Origin of the sequence: Glycomyces paridis (genome assembly GCF_004912155.1) — a bacterium.
GTDB lineage: Bacteria > Actinomycetota > Actinomycetes > Mycobacteriales > Micromonosporaceae > Glycomyces > Glycomyces paridis.
Genome location: NZ_STGX01000005.1, coordinates 163,749 through 182,429, shown reverse-complemented (window position 1 = coordinate 182,429; position 18,681 = coordinate 163,749). Strand labels below are relative to the sequence as shown.

General features: G+C 71.7%; 17 protein-coding genes. 11 read left to right on the top strand and 6 right to left on the bottom strand.

The window, feature by feature from the left end; all coding sequences use genetic code 11:
* Nucleotides 1-52: 52 nt before the first annotated feature.
* Together E9998_RS08800 and E9998_RS08795 are read right to left on the bottom strand one after the other, a co-directional pair.
* The gene (locus tag E9998_RS08800; protein ID WP_136529328.1) at nt 53-238 is read right to left on the bottom strand and encodes a hypothetical protein; all 186 of its coding nucleotides are present in this window, start codon (nt 236-238) and stop codon (nt 53-55) included.
* A 146-nt stretch (nt 239-384) separates the two neighbouring features.
* Nucleotides 385-2,181 (bottom strand): RICIN domain-containing protein, encoded by a 1,797-nt coding sequence (locus E9998_RS08795; protein ID WP_204745337.1) that lies wholly within the window; start codon nt 2,179-2,181, stop codon nt 385-387.
* Nucleotides 2,182-2,456: 275 nt separating this feature from the next.
* Between E9998_RS08795 and E9998_RS08790 the strand changes: the two genes are divergently transcribed.
* The 7 genes from E9998_RS08790 to E9998_RS08765 all read left to right on the top strand — a co-directional run bounded on the left by E9998_RS08790 (nt 2,457) and on the right by E9998_RS08765 (nt 9,624).
* On the top strand, nt 2,457-3,374 hold the full coding sequence (locus E9998_RS08790) for a carbohydrate ABC transporter permease (RefSeq protein WP_204745336.1): 918 nt from the start codon (nt 2,457-2,459) through the stop codon (nt 3,372-3,374).
* A gap of 11 nt (nt 3,375-3,385) precedes the next feature.
* Nucleotides 3,386-4,201, top strand: coding sequence for a carbohydrate ABC transporter permease (locus E9998_RS08785; RefSeq protein ID WP_136529327.1), 816 nt, complete (start codon nt 3,386-3,388; stop codon nt 4,199-4,201).
* A 25-nt stretch (nt 4,202-4,226) separates the two neighbouring features.
* A complete protein-coding gene (locus E9998_RS08780) occupies nt 4,227-5,540 on the top strand; it encodes an ABC transporter substrate-binding protein (protein ID WP_136529326.1) in 1,314 nt (437 codons plus the stop codon).
* A gap of 27 nt (nt 5,541-5,567) precedes the next feature.
* Nucleotides 5,568-6,590, top strand: coding sequence for a LacI family DNA-binding transcriptional regulator (locus tag E9998_RS08775; protein WP_136529325.1), 1,023 nt, complete (start codon nt 5,568-5,570; stop codon nt 6,588-6,590).
* Nucleotides 6,591-6,692: 102 nt separating this feature from the next.
* Nucleotides 6,693-8,771: an alpha-galactosidase gene (locus E9998_RS08770; protein WP_136529324.1), complete on the top strand. Its 2,079-nt coding sequence runs from the start codon at nt 6,693-6,695 to the stop codon at nt 8,769-8,771.
* Between the two features lie 163 nt (nt 8,772-8,934).
* A complete protein-coding gene (locus E9998_RS25230) occupies nt 8,935-9,081 on the top strand; it encodes a hypothetical protein (protein WP_158299741.1) in 147 nt (48 codons plus the stop codon).
* A 21-nt stretch (nt 9,082-9,102) separates the two neighbouring features.
* On the top strand, nt 9,103-9,624 hold the full coding sequence (locus E9998_RS08765; RefSeq protein ID WP_136529323.1) for an alpha/beta hydrolase: 522 nt from the start codon (nt 9,103-9,105) through the stop codon (nt 9,622-9,624).
* A gap of 53 nt (nt 9,625-9,677) precedes the next feature.
* Here the strand turns inward: E9998_RS08765 and E9998_RS08760 are convergent, their stop codons facing one another.
* Both E9998_RS08760 and E9998_RS08755 read right to left on the bottom strand, forming a co-directional pair.
* Nucleotides 9,678-10,433: an alpha/beta hydrolase gene (locus tag E9998_RS08760; protein WP_158299740.1), complete on the bottom strand. Its 756-nt coding sequence runs from the start codon at nt 10,431-10,433 to the stop codon at nt 9,678-9,680.
* Between the two features lie 52 nt (nt 10,434-10,485).
* The gene (locus E9998_RS08755; RefSeq protein WP_136529321.1) at nt 10,486-11,520 is read right to left on the bottom strand and encodes a LacI family DNA-binding transcriptional regulator; all 1,035 of its coding nucleotides are present in this window, start codon (nt 11,518-11,520) and stop codon (nt 10,486-10,488) included.
* 168 nt (nt 11,521-11,688) lie between these two features.
* Between E9998_RS08755 and E9998_RS08750 the strand changes: the two genes are divergently transcribed.
* A complete protein-coding gene (locus E9998_RS08750) occupies nt 11,689-13,314 on the top strand; it encodes a GH39 family glycosyl hydrolase (RefSeq protein ID WP_136529320.1) in 1,626 nt (541 codons plus the stop codon).
* A gap of 136 nt (nt 13,315-13,450) precedes the next feature.
* Entirely contained in the window at nt 13,451-14,215 is a 765-nt protein-coding gene (locus E9998_RS08745) for a helix-turn-helix domain-containing protein (RefSeq protein ID WP_136529319.1), read from the top strand.
* 27 nt (nt 14,216-14,242) lie between these two features.
* Here the strand turns inward: E9998_RS08745 and E9998_RS08740 are convergent, their stop codons facing one another.
* Entirely contained in the window at nt 14,243-15,544 is a 1,302-nt protein-coding gene (locus E9998_RS08740) for an L-fuconate dehydratase (protein ID WP_136529318.1), read from the bottom strand.
* A 136-nt stretch (nt 15,545-15,680) separates the two neighbouring features.
* Entirely contained in the window at nt 15,681-16,691 is a 1,011-nt protein-coding gene (locus E9998_RS08735; protein ID WP_136529317.1) for a LacI family DNA-binding transcriptional regulator, read from the bottom strand.
* A 106-nt stretch (nt 16,692-16,797) separates the two neighbouring features.
* Between E9998_RS08735 and E9998_RS08730 the strand changes: the two genes are divergently transcribed.
* Nucleotides 16,798-17,826, top strand: coding sequence for a zinc-dependent alcohol dehydrogenase (locus E9998_RS08730; RefSeq protein ID WP_136529316.1), 1,029 nt, complete (start codon nt 16,798-16,800; stop codon nt 17,824-17,826).
* Nucleotides 17,823-18,578, top strand: coding sequence for an SDR family oxidoreductase (locus E9998_RS08725; protein ID WP_136529315.1), 756 nt, complete (start codon nt 17,823-17,825; stop codon nt 18,576-18,578). Before E9998_RS08730 ends, E9998_RS08725 begins: the two co-directional genes overlap by 4 nt.
* The last annotated feature ends 103 nt before the right edge of the window (nt 18,579-18,681 follow it).

Sequence of the window (18,681 nt, the reverse complement as noted above, 5' to 3'; positions counted from 1 at the left end):
TCGAGGGACTGGAGGGCGAGAACCATTGCTCGGTCCTTTCTGGATCGGGAAACTACTTGTGGCAGCTGATCGCGACGCAGGATCGGCTGCTGAAGGCCGTGGCGATCGGGCCTTCGAGGTCGATCGGGTCGAGCGCCTGAAGGGCGAGGACCATGTCGCCTCCCATCTGGTCGAGGTGGAACGGTGTGCGGCGGCCGAGAGCCCGCCGGGCCGACGAGTCGGCACGGAGCGGGTTCACCGTCGCCTCCGACCATGATCGTATTGACGCTTCGCATCGCTAACGCATGACCGGTGCATCAACGCGGCCCCTGGCGGTGCAACGGTGTTCGATCGGAGAACCGGGCCCCGTGCGCCCTCTCGGCGCACGGGGCCCCGCTGTCCAAGTCACCCCACCGTCCAGCGCTGGTTCGATCCGCCGTGGCAGGTCCACAGGATCGCCTTGGAGCCGTTCGCCGTCGCCGCTCCGGACACGTCGAGGCACAGCCCTGACTGGACCGACCTGACGGTGCCGTCGCCGCCGAGGGTCCACTGCTGGTTCGATCCGCCGTGGCAGGGCCAGATGATCGCCTGCGTGCCCGGGGTGGTCTGGTTCTCGTAGGCGTCGAGGCAGCGGCGCGTGCCGCCGCTGTAGACGCTGAGCTGGCCGCCCGTGTAGGTCCACTCCTGGTTGGACGCGGCGTTGCAGTCCCAGATCTGCACCTGTGTGCCCGCGGTGGTGGTGCTGTCGGGCACGTCGAGGCAGCGCCCGGAGGCGACGCCGCGGACCTGGCCGGCGTCGGTGCCGGTGCCGTCCGCGGGAGTCAGGTAGACCGCGAAGGCGTCGCCGGAGTTCTGGAAGTTCAGCGGCACCGAGACCGAGCCGCCGGAGGCGCTCACGTCCTGGCTGTAGACCACCTGCGGCGAGCCGAGCGGCGCCTGTTCGGGGATGCGCTGGACGGTGACGTGCACGCTGCCGCCGCCGGTCAGCCACGGCACGGACGACAGGCCGGTGACGTCGACGTTCGCGGAGCCGGTGTAGCCGTTGATGTTGCCGATCACCGCGACCGCGCGCTCGTTCTCGGCGTCCTTCGCCGCCGAGATCGCGGTCCCGCCGACCTGTCCGGAGGTCTGCACGAGCGTTCCGGTCATGTCGGCGTACGCGCGCATGACCCAGTAGTTCCCCGTCGGCTGCCAGGTGCCGCCGGACTGGACGAGGAGTCCCGTGAGGTTCGGCGTCAGGCAGCAGATCCAGTTGCCGCGCATGGCGTTGTCGTAGTCCGACTGCGCGAACCGCGCCAGGTACCAGGCGGTGACGTTGGCCGTCTGCATGTTCTGCGGCTGGTATTCGTTCGCCGAGAGGGGGAGCGGGGGGATGCCGTTGGCGGCGAGCGCCGCCAGGGTGTCGTCGCCGACCTCGACCGGGTCGTCGATGTTCCCGAGCGTGTGGTTGGCGATCCAGTCCGGCAGCGTTCCGGCGTCCCTGGTGTGCTGGAGCCAGGTGTTCCACTGGTCGGGGCGCCGGTCGGGGGTGTAGGCGAAGGAGGGGCCGACGATGAGGGCGTCCGGGTCGGTGGCGCGGATCTCCTGGACCGCGCTGTCCCACATCTGGAAGTACTGGGTGCCGTTGACCGGCCGCTCCCAGAAGATCGAGATGTCGGGCTCGTTCCAGATGTCGTAGGCGATGGGGAGCCCGGTGTCGCGCAGCTCCGCGACGACCGTGCGGACGAAGGTGCGCCAGTTCGAGCAGTCCCCGTTGTCGCAGGGGTAGAGGGTGCCGGCCCCCTGGCCGCCGTAGGCACCGTACATGTCGCTGAGGATCGCCTGGTACTGCGCCTCGTAGGGTGCGGCGGTGAAGCGTTCGGCCTGGTCGGTGATCGAGTCGAGGATGGTCCGGGTCGCGTCGCCGTACTGGTAGCCGTCCTCGATCCAGCCGCGGGTCATGTGGCCGCCGGCGCGGAAGGCGTTCATGCGCAGCGGTTCCAGGAGCGCGTCGGAGGGCTGGGTGCCGTCCCCGGTCACGCCGTAGAGGAATCCGAGTCCGACCCCTTCGGAGGGGCCGACGTCGGCGGCGAGGTTCACCTGGAGGGAGGTCTGCGCCTGGCCGGTGCCGGGCGCCAGGATCTGGAATCCGAGTGTGAGGGTGAGCGCGAGCGTGCTCAGCAACGCGGTGCGCCCGCGTTTTGTTAGCGTTCTCATTGACATGGGAGCTCCAAGTTCGTCGATGTTCTGAACAGGGGGGTCGACGTGCCCGGTGCGATTGCTGCCCGCATGTTCGCCCGGACCTGTGGAATCGGGTGGCGCGAGGCGATGCTCGCGCACCCGTACTCGGAAGAATAGATGTCAATCGATGTCTGGTCAAGGACCGCTTGACGGGTGCTCCTGTGAGCCCTAACATTCATGATTGTCACTTCTTAGATCACTCGTGCAGGTGGGAGGCTTCGGTGGCGCGACTCGGGACCAGGTACCCCTCATCGACTGTGAACGCTCTCAATCCTGTTGTCGACCCTGCTCGCCGGACGCGCCGAGACCGCTCCACCGCGACCGCGTACGCCCTGCTCGCACCGAGTCTCGTCGGTTTCGCGGTGTTCCTGGTCCTGCCCATCGCCGCCGTGTTCGCGCTGAGCCTCTTCGAATGGAACCTCCTCACCGACCCCGAGTTCGTGGGCCTGCGGAACTACCGCGACCTCGCCGAGGACGAGCGTGCGCTCAAGTCCATCGGCAACACGTTCTACTACGTGCTCCTCAACATCCCGATCCAGACCGTCCTGGCGCTCCTGCTCGCGCTCGTGCTGAACTCGAAGATCAAGGGACGCAACGTCTTCCGTGTCATCTACGTGCTGCCGTGGATGGCCATGCCGGTGGCGCTCGGCGTCATCTGGCGCTGGGTCTTCGATCCGGTCAACGGCGGCCTCAACCGGTTCCTCGACCTCTTCGGCGTCGACGGCGCGTCCTGGCTCAACGACACCGCCTGGGCCATGCCCGTCGTCGCCTCGGTCAACGTCTGGCAGTACACCGGCTACACCATGCTCTTCTTCCTCGCCGGACTCCAGGCGATCCCCGCCGAGCTCTACGAGGCGGCCGACGTGGACGGCGCCTCGCGGACCCACCGGTTCTTCGCCATCACCCTGCCGCTGCTGCGCCCCGCCATGCTGTTCGTCCTGGTCACCAGCGTCATCGGATCGTTCCAGGTCTTCGACACCATCCACGTCATGACCGCCGGCGGCCCCGCCGGATCGACCGCCACCCTGAACTACCAGATCTACCTGGAGTCCTTCACGCAGCGCAGCGCCGGCTACGGCTCCATGCTCGCCGTGGTCCTGTTCGCGGTCATCGCCGCGATCACGCTGCTCCAGGTCCTGCTGTTCCGCAAGCGCACCGTCTACGACTTCAGTTAGGAGGCGCCGGGATGAGACGAATCCTCCTCTACGCCCTGCTCGCCGCGGGCGCCCTCGTGTCCACAGGCCCCTACCTGCTCACCGCGGGCGCCGCGTTCAAGTCGGGGCGCGAGGTCCTCTCCTCCGACCCCTGGCTGCCGCCGCGCAACCCGATCCTGTCGAACTTCGCCGAGGTCTGGAGCCGCTACGACTTCGCGCTGTTCGCCGCGAACTCCCTCATCGTCGCCGTCACCGTGACCGCCTGCCAGCTCGTCGTCGCCACCCTCGCCGCGTACGCCTTCGCCCGGCTGCGCTTCCCGGGCCGCGACGCCCTGTTCTGGGCCTACATCGGGACGATGATGGTGCCCCAGATCGTGACCCTCGTGCCCACGTTCGTGATCGTGCGCGAGCTCGGGCTCGTGGACACCCACGTCGGGCTGATCCTGCCGTTCGTGTTCGGGTTCCTCATGCCCTACAGCGTGTTCCTGCTGCGCCAGTACTTCAAGACCATCCCCGAGTCGATCGAGCAGGCCGCTCGCATCGACGGCGCGGGCACGGCCACCGTCCTGTGGCGCATCGTGGTCCCCATGTCGCGGCCCATCCTCGGCACGCTCGCGATCGTCGCCTTCGTCAACACCTGGAACAACCTGCTCTGGCCCCTGATCATCACCCACTCCGAGGCCACCCGCGTCGTCACCCGCGGCATCGCCCAGATGCAGGGGCAGTTCAACCAGCAGTACCACCTCGTACTCGCCGCCTCGGCGATGGCGCTCCTCCCGCTGGTCGCCGTCTTCCTGGCGTTCCAACGGCACATCGTCCGCTCGATCGCCTTGAGCGGCCTGAAGTGAACCCCTCCTGAAAGGACACGTCCCCATGACCCGACTTCGAGCCGCGGCCGCGCTCGCACTCGCCGCGCCGCTGGCGCTCGCCGCCTGCGGCGGCGAGGACGACGGCACCGTCACCCTCAGATACGCCTTCTGGGACGACCCGCAGCGCCCCGCCCTGGAGGCGATGATCGACGCCTTCGGGGAGGACCACCCCGACATCCGGATCGAGCTCGAGCAGACGCCCTGGGACGAGTACTGGCCGGGCCTGGACAGCCAGTTCGCCGGCGAGGCCGCGCCCGACGTGTTCTGGAACCACGTCTCCCGGTTCCCCGCCTACGCCTCCTCGGGCGTCCTGCTGCCGCTCACCGACCGCATCGAGGAGTCCGGGCTCGGCACCGCCGCCTACCCCGAGGACCTCTACGCCTCCTGGCAGTTCGAGGGCGACCAGTACGGCCTCCCCAAGGACTGGGACTCCATCGCGATGGTCTACCGCATCGACGCGCTCGAAGCCGCCGGCATCGACCCGTCCGAAATCGACGACCTCGAATGGAACCCCGTCGACGGGGGCACCTACGTCGAGTTCCTCCAGAAGCTCACCGTCGACGCGAACGGCGAGAACGCCCTCTCGCCGGACTTCGACCCCGAGAACGTGGTCCAGTACGGCGCCGCGATGGCCTCCTCCACCGGCCAGACCGACTGGTGGAACTACGCCGTCCAGAACGGCTGCGAGCTCCAGAACGAACCGTGGGGCGACTACGCCGTCGACGCGCCCGAATGCGTCGAGGCCATCCAGTTCACCGCCGACCTCTACAACCGCTGGGGCGTCGCCGTTCCGGCCGAGGTCACCAACCAGCCCAACGGGAGTCTCGCCTCGGAGCAGGTCACGGCCGGGGCCGCCGCGACGGCCCTCGACGGCTCGTGGACCCTCGGCGTCTACCGCGACGGGCTCGAGCCCGGCACCTGGGCGGTCGCCGACAACCCCTCGGGCCCCGCCGGCTCCGGCACCGTCATCAACGGCCTGTCCAACGCCGTGTACGCCGGGACCGAGCATCCCGACGAGGCGTGGGAGTTCGTCGAGTTCCTCGGTTCCGAACAGGCCCAGGCCATCGCCGCCGACCTCGGGTCGGTCTGGCCCGGCGTCTCCTCGCTCAACGGCCGGTTCGCCGACTACTGGGCGGGGCAGGGCGTCGACGTCTCCGGTTTCCAGACCGCCGCCGAGGGCACGACGACCGAATACCCGCTCTCGCTCGACGACGCCGCGTTCTCCACCGCCGCGCTCGACGAGTTCAATCAAGTCTGGTTGGGCGACAAGGACGCGCAGGCCGCGGCCGACGCCGTCGTCGCCATCGCCAACGAATAGCACCCCCGACCCCAGGAAGCGAGCCGCATGAGCACGGACAGGCCCCGACGCGTCAACATCGTCGACGTCGCCAGGCACGCGGGCGTGTCGCACCAGACCGTCTCCCGAGTCATCAACGACTCTCCGCTGGTGGCCGCGCCGACCCGCGCCAAGGTCCGCGCGGCGATCGAGGAGCTCGGCTTCCGCCCCAACCGGCTCGCCCGCGCCCTCGCGGGCGGCGCCGCCAGGGAGGTGACGGTGCTGACCACCGACACCTCCCTGTACGGCGCCTCCGAGACCCTCAGCGGCATCGAGGACGCCGCCCGGGCGGCCGGGTTCACCGTCTCGGTCTCGGTCATGAACCCGGTCCGGACGGGCGGCGACGCCGACGCGCTCGCCCGAATCCCGCACCTGGGGTCGCCCGCGATCGTCATCGCGCACGACGCGACCACCACCCGCGCGATGCGGGCGCTCCGCGCGACGCAGCCGGCGACCACGGTCGCCACCGGCGGGGGCGACCTCGCCGACGAGACCGAGACCGCCGACTGGCTCGTGGCCCTCGATGACAGGGCCGTCGCCGCCAGGGCCACGCGGCACCTCCTCGACCTGGGACACCGCACCGTCCACTATCTCTCCATCCCCTCGAAGGCGCCGCGGCAGCTCGGCTGGGAGCAGGCGCTGCAGGCGACCGGGCGCGCGGCGCCCGTGCCCGCCGCGTGCGACTGGAGCATCGCCTCGGCCTACCACGCCGCCTCCGACCTCCTGGAGGACCCCGAGGTCACCGCGATCCTGTGCGGGAACGACGATCTCGCCGTGGGCGTGATCCGCGCCGCCCACGACGCCGGCCGGCGCGTCCCGTACGACCTGAGCGTCGTCGGGTTCGACGACTGCCCCTTCGCGGCGTTCCAGGTGCCCGCGCTCACCACCGTCGGCCTCGACTTCCGCGGCCTGGGCCGCGGCGCCTTCGACCTGCTGCGGTCCAAACTCGACGGCGAGGCGCCGCCGAGGCCCTCATGGCGCCAGCCCGAACTCATAGTCCGGGAGACCTCCGCCCCGCCGCGAAGCCGCTGAGGCCGGACCGCCTCGGACACGGACCGGACGAGTCCGGACCCGTCGCGCCGCCGCACGCCGCGGCCGCGCGGCCCTCCACCGCCACCACCCGAAAGGCCCGACATGCCGCACGCCGACGACCGGATCTGGCTCCTGGACACCCCGAACACCGCCTACGTCGTGGCGCTCGACGAGGAGGACCGCCTTATGGGCCTCCACTGGGGCGCCCGGCTCGAAGCCGACCAGGCGTCCGACCTCGTGGACCTCCACGCCCCGCGGGCCCGCCCCGTGTTCGACGGGCTCGACGCGAGGCTCGACCTCAACCCGGCCGCCGCCTTCCGGTTCGGGCAGACCGGCCTCCGGCTCCGGTTCGCCGACGGCACCGCCGAACTCGAACTCCGGTACACCGGCGCCGAACGTGCGGACGGCGAGCTGGCCCTGGCGTTCGAGGATCGGCACTACCCGATCGACGTGCGGGTCGTGTACCGGACGTTCGCCGACACGGACGTGATCGAGCGCCGCCTGGCCCTGCGCAACCGGGGAGACGAAACCGTTTCGGTCGTCCGCGCCGACTCCGCGACGTGGGTCCTGCCGAGACTGGACGAGTACCGCGTCAGCCAGCTCCACGGATCGTGGGGCGCCGAGTTCCAGTTGACGCGGACCCTCCTGCCATACGGGGAGACCCTGATCGGCTCCCGCCGCGGCATCACCGGCCACCAGTCGAACCCGTGGCTGGCGTTCGACGACGGCACGGCGGGGGAGTACTCGGGCCGCGTGTGGTCGACGGTGCTCGCCTGGAGCGGGACCTGGCGCATGACCGCCGAGCGCAGCACCGACGACCGCGTCTCGGTCTCGACCGGCTTCGGGCACGACCCGGTCGAGTTCGCGCTCGGCCCGGGAGCGACCCTGGAGACGCCGGTCTCGGCGGGCCTGTGCACCGACGGCGGGTTCGCCGCGAGCGCCGCCGCCTGGCACGACTACGTGCGCGGCCATGTGCTCGCCCATCCGGGCGAGGTGCGGCCGGTCCTCTACAACTCCTGGGAGGCCACGGGTTTCGACGTCTCGGCGGGTTCGCAGATGAAGCTCGCCGAACGCGCCGCCGCCCTCGGCTGCGAACTGTTCGTCATGGACGACGGCTGGTTCGGCGCCCGCGTCGACGACCGCGCCGGCCTCGGCGACTGGTTCCCGAACCCCGACCGGTTCCCCGAGGGGCTCGACCCGCTCATCGACCACGTCCACGGCCTCGGCCTGGGCTTCGGCATCTGGGTCGAGCCGGAGATGGTCAACCCCGACTCCGACCTGTACCGCTCGCACCCCGACTGGGTCTACCACCGTCCGCACCGGCGCCGTTCGGAGACGCGCCAGCAGCTCGTGCTCAACCTCGCCCGCGCCGACGTGCGCGACTGGGCCCACGACTGGCTGGACCGGCTCCTGGGCGAGCACGGCATCGACTTCGTCAAGTGGGACATGAACCGGCCCTTCACCGAGGCGGGCTGGCCCGACGCCGAGGACGGCGACCGCCTGTGGATCGAGCACACCCGCGGGTACTACGCGCTCCTCGACCGGCTGCGCGCCGACCACCCCGGCGTCCGCATCGAGTCGTGCGCCTCGGGCGGGGGCCGCGTCGACCTCGGCGTCCTCGCCCGCACCGACCAGGTGTGGACCTCCGACAACACCGACGCCGTCGACAGGCTCGCGATCCAGGAGGGATTCGCCCAGGTCTACCCCGCGCAGGTCATGGGGGCGTGGGTCACCGACTCCCCGAACCCCTTCACCGGCCGCCCGGCGCCGCTCGAATTCCGCTTCCACGTCGCGATGGCCGGCGCGCTCGCCGTCGGCGGCGACCTGCGCCGCTGGAGCGAGGACGAGCTCGCGCGCGCCGCGGCACTGGTGGCCGAGTACAAGGACGTGCGGGAGACCGTCCAGCTCGGACGCCGCTTCCCGCTTCGCGCCGGGCAGGTGCGCGGCGTCCAGTACCACCGCGGCGAGGAGTCCGCGGTCATCGCCTGGCGCCTCCAACGGCGCTTCGGGTACCCCGACCCGCCGTTGCCGCTGCACGGGCTCGACCCCGCCGCCCGCTACCGCGACACGGCGACCGGCCGGGTCCACCACGGCGCGATCCTCGCCGAGCACGGCCTCGACCTCGGCCTCGCCGACGCCGATCCGGCCAGCGCCCTGGTCCGGCTGCGCAGGATCGGCTGAGCACCGCGAGACCGGCCGGACCCCTGCGCCCGCCGACGCTTTTGACATCGCTTTATCGGTTTACAAGCCTGGTACCGACGTTCGATTCGGTCGCCCCTCCCGGCCGATCGAGGAACAACACACGAAAAAGGAGTCGACGATGATCGAGTCGGATGGAGGACGAGTGCCGGACCGTGCCGTGCCCGCAGCGCTCATGGCCCTGGTGGCGGCGGGCGCGGAGGCCATGCGCGACCTGCCGTCCGCGGCCGCGGGGAGCGATCCGTGGTCGACGGCGGTGCCGGACAGCCCGGTGGACGCCGTCTACCGCTAAGACCGGAACAACCCGACCGCAGTGCACTCCGAACCGGCCTGGAGCACCTTCACCGTCGCCGGCGACACCCTCCACCGCCGAGGCGCCATCGTCCCGATGGTCGTGGTCATGGCCGACGGCAACGGCGTCGACTTCCCCACCGAGATCACCACCCGCATCGCCCCGACCGCCGGAGAGCGGTACCACGTGAGCGCCGACCCGGCGCAGCGGGCACTCGCGGGCCTGTCCATGGGATCCGGCCAAACGCTCAGCACACTGTGGGCGCACCCCGGCGCGTTCGCCTACATCGGCGCGATGTCGGCCTTCGGCGTCCCGCCGGAGGGCACCGACATCGACGCCGTCAACGCCGGCACCGCACTGATCCGGGTGTACTCCGGCGACCGCCAGGACTTCACCTACGTGCCGACGCTCCACCTGATCGCGGCGATGGAGGACCGCGGCGTCGTCCACGAGTTCGCGCCCGTCATCCCCGGCCCGCACGGCTGGGACGTGTGGCAGCGGTCGCTGATCGACCTCCTGCCGCGCCTGTTCACCTCCGCCTGACGGCCGTTCGGGGCCGAGCCGCTCGGCCCCGAACGACCCGCGGTGACCGGCGGTCAGCCGTGGTCGGCGGTGAAGGCCTCGGTGAGCCCGAGGAGCCGTTCGCGGGCGGGCACGGTCTCGAAGCCGTGGCCGACGCCGTCGAAGACATGGAGGTCGAGGCGGTCGCCGTAGGTCTGGCGGTACCGCTCGAGGAGGTCGGGGCCGAGGACGAAGTCCTCGGAGCCGATGGCGAGGAGGACCGGCCCGGCATAGGGGGCGGCGTCGGCGAACGGGTCGATGCCCGCGGCGTCCTCGGTGAACGGCAGGTGGATCGGCAGCCCGCCGAAGTCGTCGTAGCCGTGTTCGGCGATCGCGTCGGCGCGCCGCTTCGCGGCGGGGCCGTCCATGGCGACGGCGACGGCGGCCGGGGCCCAGAGGGCGAGCGAGCGGACGGGGCGGCGGGCGGCGGCGAGGGAGGCGGTGAGGCCGCCGAGGCTCATGCCCAGCAACGAGATCCGGGAGGGGTCGAGGGCCGGGTGGGCACCCAGCGCGTCGACGACGGCGACGACCTGGGAGACCTGGTCGGAGACGGTGAGTTCGGTGAAGTCCCCGTCCGATTCGCCGCAGCCGGCGAAGTCGAACCGGTAGGCGGCGACGCCCGCGGCGGCGAGGCGCCGGGCGAGTCGGACGAAGGTGTACCCGAACTCGGCGCGGTTGCCGCCGAAGCCGTGGCAGAGGACGAGCGCGGGGGCGGCGACCGCCGGTCCGGCCGGGAGGTGCAGGACGCCGCGAAGGGTCCGGCCGCGGTGTTCGATGTCGAGGGATTCCACAGCGAAGGAACCTAGCAGGGGGCGGCGGCGCGGGTCAACCGGTCGAAGCTCCTCAGGCCGGACCCGTCGAGTCGCGAACGGTGAGGGACGTGGCGAGCTGGAGGCGCCGGGACGCGGGCCGGGCGCCCTCGGCCATGCCGAGGACGGTCTCGACGGCCATGCGGCCCATACCCGCGAGCGGCTGGCGCACCGAGGTGAGCCGCGGCGCGGTCCACTCGGTCTGCGGGGTGTCGTCGAAACCGGTGACCGACAGGCGCCCGGGGACGTCGACGCCGAGCTCCTTCGCCGCGGCGAGGACGCCGATGGCGATCTCGTCGTTGCCGGCCACGACGGCGGTCGGCGGGGTCGGGAGCGTCAGCAGGTCGTGGCCCATCGCGAGTCCCGACTCGACCGAGAACGCGCCGTGGCGGACCAGTTCGGGCCGCGGCGCGAGCCCGGCCGCGTCCAGGGCGGCGCGGTAGCCCTGGAAGCGCTCGGCGGAGGGCGCCGAGTTCCGCGGGCCGCCGACCCAGGCGATCGCGCTGTGCCCGAGGCGGATGACGTGCTCGGTCACCGAGCACGCTCCGGCCCAGTTGGCCGAGCCGACGCTGACGACCTCGGAGCCCGCCGCGCCGATCGGGTCGATCGCCACCACCGGCAGGTCGCGGTCCTTCGCGGCGACGTGCACCGCCTCGGGCATGGCGACGGCGAGTTCGACGACGCCGACGGCGCCCGAGTCCTGCTGCTGCGCGACCCAGTCGCGGCCGGCCTCGGCGGTCATGGAGCCCGACGGGTTCGGCGGCAGCCGGAGCAGCAGCTCGGTGGACGTCTCGGCGGCGGTCGCGAGGATCTGCTGGAGCACGGTCCCCGCGTAGGGCGAGGCGACGAAGTCGACCACCACCGCGAGCGCCCGCCCGCGGGGCCGGTCGTGCCGCGGCGTCGTCGGCCGGTACCCGGTCTCGGCGATGACGCCGAGGACGTGCTCGCGCGTGCGTGCCGAGACGTCCTCGCGTCCGTTGAGGACCTTCGAGACCGTCGCCTGCGAGACCCCGGCCCGCACCGCGACGTCGGCCAGGGTGACCCTCGCAGGTCGAATGCGCCGGTTCACACCGCCTCCCTTCACCGTTCCGAAAATATTTCGATCCTAGCACCCCGAGAAAGTGCACTTCAAGCGGCAGATTGACGCGATCATGCAGGCGGGATATGGTGAGCCGACCTCGGACACCTTTCGAAAATATTTCGAGGCACGGGTACCGCCGACGAACGAAGTGAGACCATGACCAGCACACCCGGAATCCGGATCGACGGCGAGACGCGCCCCGAGACGGACCTGCCGCACGCCTGGAGCGAATGCGTCGGCGCCGGAAGGGCGAACGAGGCCCTGCGCGCGGACTGGCAGGCCCAGTTCGGCGAGGCCGTCGACACCCTCGGGTTCAAGTACCTCCGCTTCCACGGCCTGTTCCACGACGACATGTTCGTCTACCGCGAGAGCTACGGCGGCGGCTTCGGACCGAACACCCCGCTCGCCTCGCCGGTCCACACGTTCAGTTACGTGGACAAGGTGTTCGACTTCATCCTCGGCACCGGCGCCCGCCCCTTCGTGGAACTCGGCTTCATGCCCCGCGAACTCGCCACGCAGACCGAGACGCTGTTCTGGTGGCGCGCCCACTGCAGCCCGCCCAAGGACATGGCGCGCTGGGTCGAACTGGTGACCCGGACCGTGGAGCACTGGATCGACCGCTACGGACTCGACGAGGTCCGCCGCTGGCGCTTCGAGGTCTGGAACGAACCGAACCTCGTGCCGCACTTCTGGACCGGCACCCGCACGCAGTACTTCGAACTCTACGAGCAGACCGCGCTGGCCCTCAGGCGCATCGACCCCGAACTGCGGGTCGGCGGGCCCTCGACCAGCGTCTTCGTACCCGACGACCGGTACGCCGGCGAGGTCGAGGACCCCGCGAAGTCGCACGCGACCGCCGCCGCGGCCGATGTGGACGCCCTGGAGTGGCGGCCGGTGTGGATCGAGGAGTTCCTCCAGTGGTGCGCCGAGCGGGCGGTCCCGGTCGACTTCGTCTCGACCCACCTCTACCCGACCGACTACGCCTTCGGCTCCGACGGCGTCGGCGTGCACCTGTCCCGGTACGCCGACGCGACCGCCGACGACCTGGTCCTGCTGCGCGACCGCATCGCGGCCAGCGCCTATCCCGACGCCGAGATCCACCTGACCGAGTGGTCGACCTCCCCCTCCTCGCGAGACCGGATGCACGACACCGTGTTCGCGGCCACCGCGATCACCCGCGCGTACCTCCAGTGCGCGACGCTCGCCGACTCGATCTCCTACTGGGCGTTCACGGACGTCTTCGAGGAGGGCGGCGCCGGCATCGGCCCGTTCCACGGCGGCTTCGGCCTGGTGAACGAGCAGGGCGTCCACAAGCCGACCTTCCACGCCCTCGCCATGCTCGGACGGCTCGGCGACCGCCTGCTCCTGTCCACCCCGCACGGCGCGGTGACCCGCGACAGCGCCACCTCGGCGGTGTCGGCGGTGTTCTTCAACTATCCGGAGGACATGGGGCTGGCCTCCATCGGCTCGGCCGACTCCTACGAGGCCACGCGCGCGCTCGCGGACCTGGGCCCCCACCGTCGCATCCGGCACTCGATCGCGGGGCTCGAACCGGGCGCGGCGTTCCTCGTGGAGGTCCTCGACTGGGAGCACGGGAACGTCGCCGAGGCCTGGCACCGCATGGGCGGCCCGATCAACCCCTCGCGGGCCGAGATCCGCCACCTCGGCGAGGTCGCCGACGCGCTGCTGCGGTACACGCTGACCGTCCCCGAGTCCGGCGTGCTCGAACTCGACGTCGACCTGGCGCCCTGGGCCGTCATGTCCCTGCGGCAGTCGGCTTGAGCCGAACGGACAGGGCCTCCTCCGGACCGTCGGCACGCGGGCTCGGAGCGGTGCGGTGGTTGCCGAGCGACGAGTCTGTGGAGTACCTTGCCCACCGCAATGGGCAGCAGTCCCCGACTAGTGGTTGGTTTCCACCGTGCAGATCATCAAGGTGCCGCTCGAAGAGCCGCCCGTCGTCGTGAACGCCGGCGTGTCGGTCCACGGGTTGAACACGCTTGCGGAGAGCTTCCGCCTGCCCGACCTGTGGCAGCTGCACCTCTACTCCTACGAAGGGGAGCTCGAGGTCGGCGGCACGGTCCACGAGATCAGGCCGGGGCACGTGAGCCTCATCCCCGCCGACGCCGAGGTCCACTACCGCTACCGGGGCCGCTCGGAGCACCTCTACCTCCACGCCCGGCTCGCCGACGGCGGCGAGGCGCACCCGGTGCCGGTCATGCAGGACGCCGGGGCGGCGGCGCCGGTGCTCGACGCGATGCTCCGGCTGGCGATCGCCAGTGCCGATCGGATGCCGGCGCGCGCCAGCGCCGAGGCCTGGGCGGTCCTGTGGCGGCTGACGCAGCTGCGGCCGGCCGCCGGGGGAGGCCGCCCCGCGGTGGCCGCCGCGCTCTCCTATATCGAAGGGCGCCTGCCGAAGCCGATCACGGTCCCGGAGGTCGCCGCGGCGGTCGGGCTCTCGCACAACCACCTCACGCGGCTCTTCCGCGCCGAGATCGGCACGACCGTGGTCGCGCACGTCAGGCGGCGCCGGCTCGAACGGGCCGCCCACCTGCTGCGGGAGTCGACCCTCTCCATCCCGGCCGTCGCCGCCTCGGTCGGCATCCCCGACCTCCAGGCGGTCAACAAGGCCTGCCGCGCCGAGTTCGGCCGTTCGCCCCGGGCCCTGCGCTCGCCGCGGGCCTGACCCTTCGGCGCCGTTCGCCCCGGCCCGTCAGCGCTCGCGCCAGTACGAGCCGTCGGGGAAGGCGTACCGCTCGATCGAGGCCCCGTGCATCTCGGCGGAGTACCCGGGGCGGGCCGGCAGCAGGTAGTTGCCGTTCGCGACGAGGCAGGGGTCGGTGAAGTGCTCGTGGAGGTGGTCGACGTACTCGGTGACGCGGTCCTCGAGGGACGCGGAGACGGCGACGTAGTCGAAGATCGACAGGTGCTGCACGAGTTCGCACAGGCCGACGCCTCCGGCGTGCGGGCACACCGGGACGCCGAACTTCGCTGCCAGCAGGTAGACGGCGATGATCTCGTTGACCCCCGCCAGCCGGGCGGCGTCGAGCTGGAGGTAGTCGATGGCCTCGGCCTGGAGCATCTGCTTGAACAGGACCCGGTTCATGCCGTGCTCCCCGGTGGCGACGCCGATCGGCGCCACCGCGCGGCGGACCGCGGCGTGGCCGAGGACGTCGTCGGGGCTGGTGGGCTCCTCGATCCAGTGCGGCTTGAACTCCGCGAGCGCGTTCACCCACTCGATGGCCTCCGGCACGTCCCACACCTGGTTGGCGTCGATCATGAGCTTGGCGTCCGGGCCGATGACCTCGCGGGCGATGCGCAGGCGGCGGCGGTCCTCGTCGAGGTCGGCGCCGACCTTGAGCTTGACGTGGCGGTAGCCGGAGTCGACGGCCTCCTGGAGCAGCCGCCGGAGCTTGTCGTCGCTGTAGCCCAGCCAGCCCGCGCTGGTGGTGTAGCACGGGTAGCCGCCGCGGGCTTCGAGCTCGGCGACGCGCTCGGCGCGGGTGCCGTATCGGCCCCGCAGGATCGTGAGCGCCTCTTCGCTGGTGAGGGCGTCGGAGAGGTAGCGCAGGTCGGCGGCGTCGACGAGCTGCTCGGGCGTCATGTCCGTGAGCAGCCGCCACAGCGGCTTGCCCGCGGCGCGCGCCGCGAGGTCCCACACGGCGTTCATGACCGCGGCGAGCGCGATGTGGACGACGCCCTTCTCCGGTCCGAGCCAGCGGTACTGCGAGTCCGACTGGAGTTCGCGGTAGAGGCCGCCCAGGTCGTTCACCACGGTGTCGAGGTCGCGGCCGATGAGCTTCACGGCGTGCTGCAGGGCGGCGGCGGTGACGATGTCGTTGCCGCGTCCGATGGTGAAGGTGAAGCCGTGCCCGGTGAGTCCGGGGTCGTCGGTGCGGACGACGACGTACGCGGCGGAGTAGTCGCCGTCCTTGTTCATCGCGTCGGAGCCGTCCTGCGTCTGCGAGGTCGGGAAGCGGACGTCGTGGGTCTCGACGGCCTCGATGATCGGCATGCGGGTGTCCTCGGTTCGGTCGGTCTGCGGCCGTGCGGGTCCGGTGCGGAGCGAGGGGCGGTCCCGATGAATGCGCAAACGATTGATCAACCGTCGACACTATCCGGGAGCGCCGCCCGGCGCAAGCCGGGGCGCCTCAGCCGTGCGGAGCGGCGGTCGATTCGCGGCCGATGAGCACCGGCTCCGGACGGTCCACTCCCCGGTGGACGACCGGGCCGCCGTCGACGGCCTCGGCGAGCGTGGTCACCGCGATCCGGCCGAGTTCGTACAGCGGCATACGCACGCAGGTCAGCGGCGGCCAGGTGTGCTCGGCGGTCCAGGCGTCGTGGATCGCGACCACCGACAGGTCGCGCGGCACGGTGAGCCCCTGGGCCCTGGCCTGGGCGAGGACGCCGATCGCGGCGTTGACGTTGGCGGCCACGATCGCGGTGGGCCGCTGGGGGAGCGCGAGCAGCTCGGCGGTGGAGGCCCGCCCGTCGGACTCCCGGTAGCCGCGCCAGGTGACCAGTTCGGGGACACCGGGGACGCCCGCTCCGAGCAGAGCCGCCAGGTGCCCTTCCGCCCTGCGCCTGGCGGTCGGCGACGCCGGGAGGCCTCCGGCGAAACCGATCCTGCGGTGCCCCAACGCGATCAGATGCTCGGTGGCGAGCCGCGCCGCGAGCGCGTCGGGCACGACGACCGAGCTCGCGCCGGGAATCGGCTGGTGGATCGTGACCAGCGGCGCCCGTTCGCCGACCGACCGGGCCAGCTCCTGCGGGTCGGTGCCGTCGCGGGGCTGGAGCACGATGCCGTCCACCCGCCCCTCGCCCACGAGCCGGTCGAACATGCGCCCGCCCGGCTGCATGTCCTCGCTCCGCGCCAGCAGCATGACGCAGCCGCGCGCCACCGCCTCGTCCTCCACGCCGCGGGTCAGCTCGGCGAACAGCGCGTTCGTCACGTCGGGGACGATGAGCGCGATGACGTCGGTGCGTGCGAGCTTGAGCGCCCGGCCGGCGAAGTTCGGGTGGTAGCCGACCTCGTCCGCGGCCCGCCGGACCCGCTCTCGCGTGGCCGCGCTCACCCGCGCGGACGGGTCGCCCGAGAGCACCCTGGACACGGCCGACACCGAGACGCCCGCACGGGCCGCCACATCGCTGAGTTTCGCCATCGTTCCAGTATCGCCCATCGTGAAACCGGATGATCAAACGATTGCGCAACCGGTGAATGTGTGCGATCCTCAACCGCAACCGATCCCCACCACCCAGGGAGGCACCGTGCTCGCCGCACACTACGCCGGGAACCGGACCATGACCGTCGAGGAGGCCGAACCGACACCCCCGGGCCCCGGGGAGGTCCAGATCGCCGTGGCCTACACCGGCATCTGCGGCACCGATCTCCACATCCTCAACGGGCACATGGACGCTCGCGTCAACACCCCCGCCGTCATCGGCCACGAGATGAGCGGCACCGTCGCCGCGCTCGGCGACGGCGTCGAAGGATGGTCCCTCGACGACCCCGTCACCGTCATGCCCCTCGCCTGGGACGGCACCTGCCCCGCCTGCCTCGCCGGCAACGCCCACATCTGCCAGAACCTCGACTTCGTCGGCATCGACTCCCCGGGCGCACTGCAGAGCCGCTGGAACGTCGACGCCGCGCTGCTCGTGCCGCTGCCGGCGACGCTCCCGCTCCGACACGCCGCACTGGTCGAACCCACGGCCGTCGCCGTCCACGACGTGCGCCGCGCCGAACTCGAACCGGGGCACAAGGCGGTGGTCATCGGCGGCGGCCCCATCGGCGTGCTCATCGCCTCGGTCGCCCGCTCCTTCGGCGGCGAGGTGATCGTGATCGAGCTCGACCCCGTCCGCCGCGAGCAGGCCGCCGACCTCGGCTTCATCGCTCTCGACCCCCGTGACGACACGGTCGCCGCGGTCGAGGAGTGGACCGGCGGCGCAGGGGCCGACGTGGTCTTCGAGGTCTCCGGCGCCGCCGCGGCGGTCCTCGGCGCCGTCGACTACGCGAAGGTCCGCGGCACGCTCGTCGTCGTCGCGATCCACCCCGAGCCGCGCCCGGTCAACCTCCAGCGGGTCTTCTGGCGCGAACTGCGCCTCCTCGGCGCCCGCGTCTACCAGCGCGACGACTTCGACACCGCCGTAGCCCTGCTCGACTCCGGCGAGATCCCCGCGGACGCCCTCATCACCAGGACCGTGCCGCTCGCCGACGTCCAGTCCGCGTTCGACGCCCTCACCGCCGGGGCCGCCATGAAGATCCTCATCGACGTCCAAGCGGGGCAGGAGCACTCGTGAACCCCTTCGACCTCACCGGCCACCTCGCCGTCGTCACCGGCGCCAAGCGCGGCATCGGCTTCGCCATGGCCGAAGCCCTCGCCGCCGCCGGAGCCGACGTCATCGGCGTCAGCGCCACCATCGAACCCGAAGGCTCCGCGATCGAGCGCCGCGTCACCGCCCTCGGCCGCTCCTTCCGCGCCCTGCGCGCCGACCTCAACGACCCCGGAGCCGTCGCCGAACTCGCCGAGGCGCTCGCCGCCGAGCCGGTCGACGTCCTCGTCAACAACGCCGGGACCATCCGCCGCGCGCCCGCAGCCGAGCACCCCGACTCCTACTGGGACGAGGTCCTCCGGGTGAACCTCACCAGCCAGTTCGCGCTCTCCCGCGCCGTCGGCCGGTCCATGCTCGACCGCGGGCGCGGGAAGATCGTCTTCACCGCCTCGCTCCTGAGCTTCCAGGGCGGCATCAACGTCCCCGGCTACGCGGCCGCCAAGTCCGGCATCGCCGGACTCACCCGCGCGCTGGCCAACGAGTGGACCGGCCGCGGCGTCACCGTCAACGCCATCGCCCCCGGGTACATCGCCACCGACAACACCCAAGCGCTGCAAGACGACCCGGACCGCTCCAAGGCGATCCTCGACCGCATCCCGGCCGGTCGCTGGGGCCGCCCCGACGACCTCGCGGGCGCCACGGTCTTCCTCGCCAGCGCCGCTTCGGACTACGTCTCGGGCACGGTCATCCCGGTCGACGGCGGCTGGCTCGGGCGCTGACCGGCCGAGCCGTCCACGTGAACGCCGCGGCGCTCAGCGCCACGAGGGAACGCAGCCCGCGGCTCGACTCCCGCGGGCCCCGGCGGCCTCAGAGGCCGCCGGG

Excerpts from the sequence above, each read along its gene's own strand:
- E9998_RS08795 (WP_204745337.1), bottom strand. The coding sequence starts at position 2,181 with ATGTCAATGAGAACGCTAACAAAACGCGGGCGCACCGCGTTGCTGAGC.
- E9998_RS08785 (WP_136529327.1), top strand. The coding sequence starts at position 3,386 with ATGAGACGAATCCTCCTCTACGCCCTGCTCGCCGCGGGCGCCCTCGTG.
- E9998_RS08780 (WP_136529326.1), top strand. The coding sequence starts at position 4,227 with ATGACCCGACTTCGAGCCGCGGCCGCGCTCGCACTCGCCGCGCCGCTG.
- E9998_RS08775 (WP_136529325.1), top strand. The coding sequence starts at position 5,568 with ATGAGCACGGACAGGCCCCGACGCGTCAACATCGTCGACGTCGCCAGG.
- E9998_RS08770 (WP_136529324.1), top strand. The coding sequence starts at position 6,693 with ATGCCGCACGCCGACGACCGGATCTGGCTCCTGGACACCCCGAACACC.
- E9998_RS08750 (WP_136529320.1), top strand. The coding sequence starts at position 11,689 with ATGACCAGCACACCCGGAATCCGGATCGACGGCGAGACGCGCCCCGAG.
- E9998_RS08740 (WP_136529318.1), bottom strand. The coding sequence starts at position 15,544 with ATGCCGATCATCGAGGCCGTCGAGACCCACGACGTCCGCTTCCCGACC.
- E9998_RS08735 (WP_136529317.1), bottom strand. The coding sequence starts at position 16,691 with ATGGCGAAACTCAGCGATGTGGCGGCCCGTGCGGGCGTCTCGGTGTCG.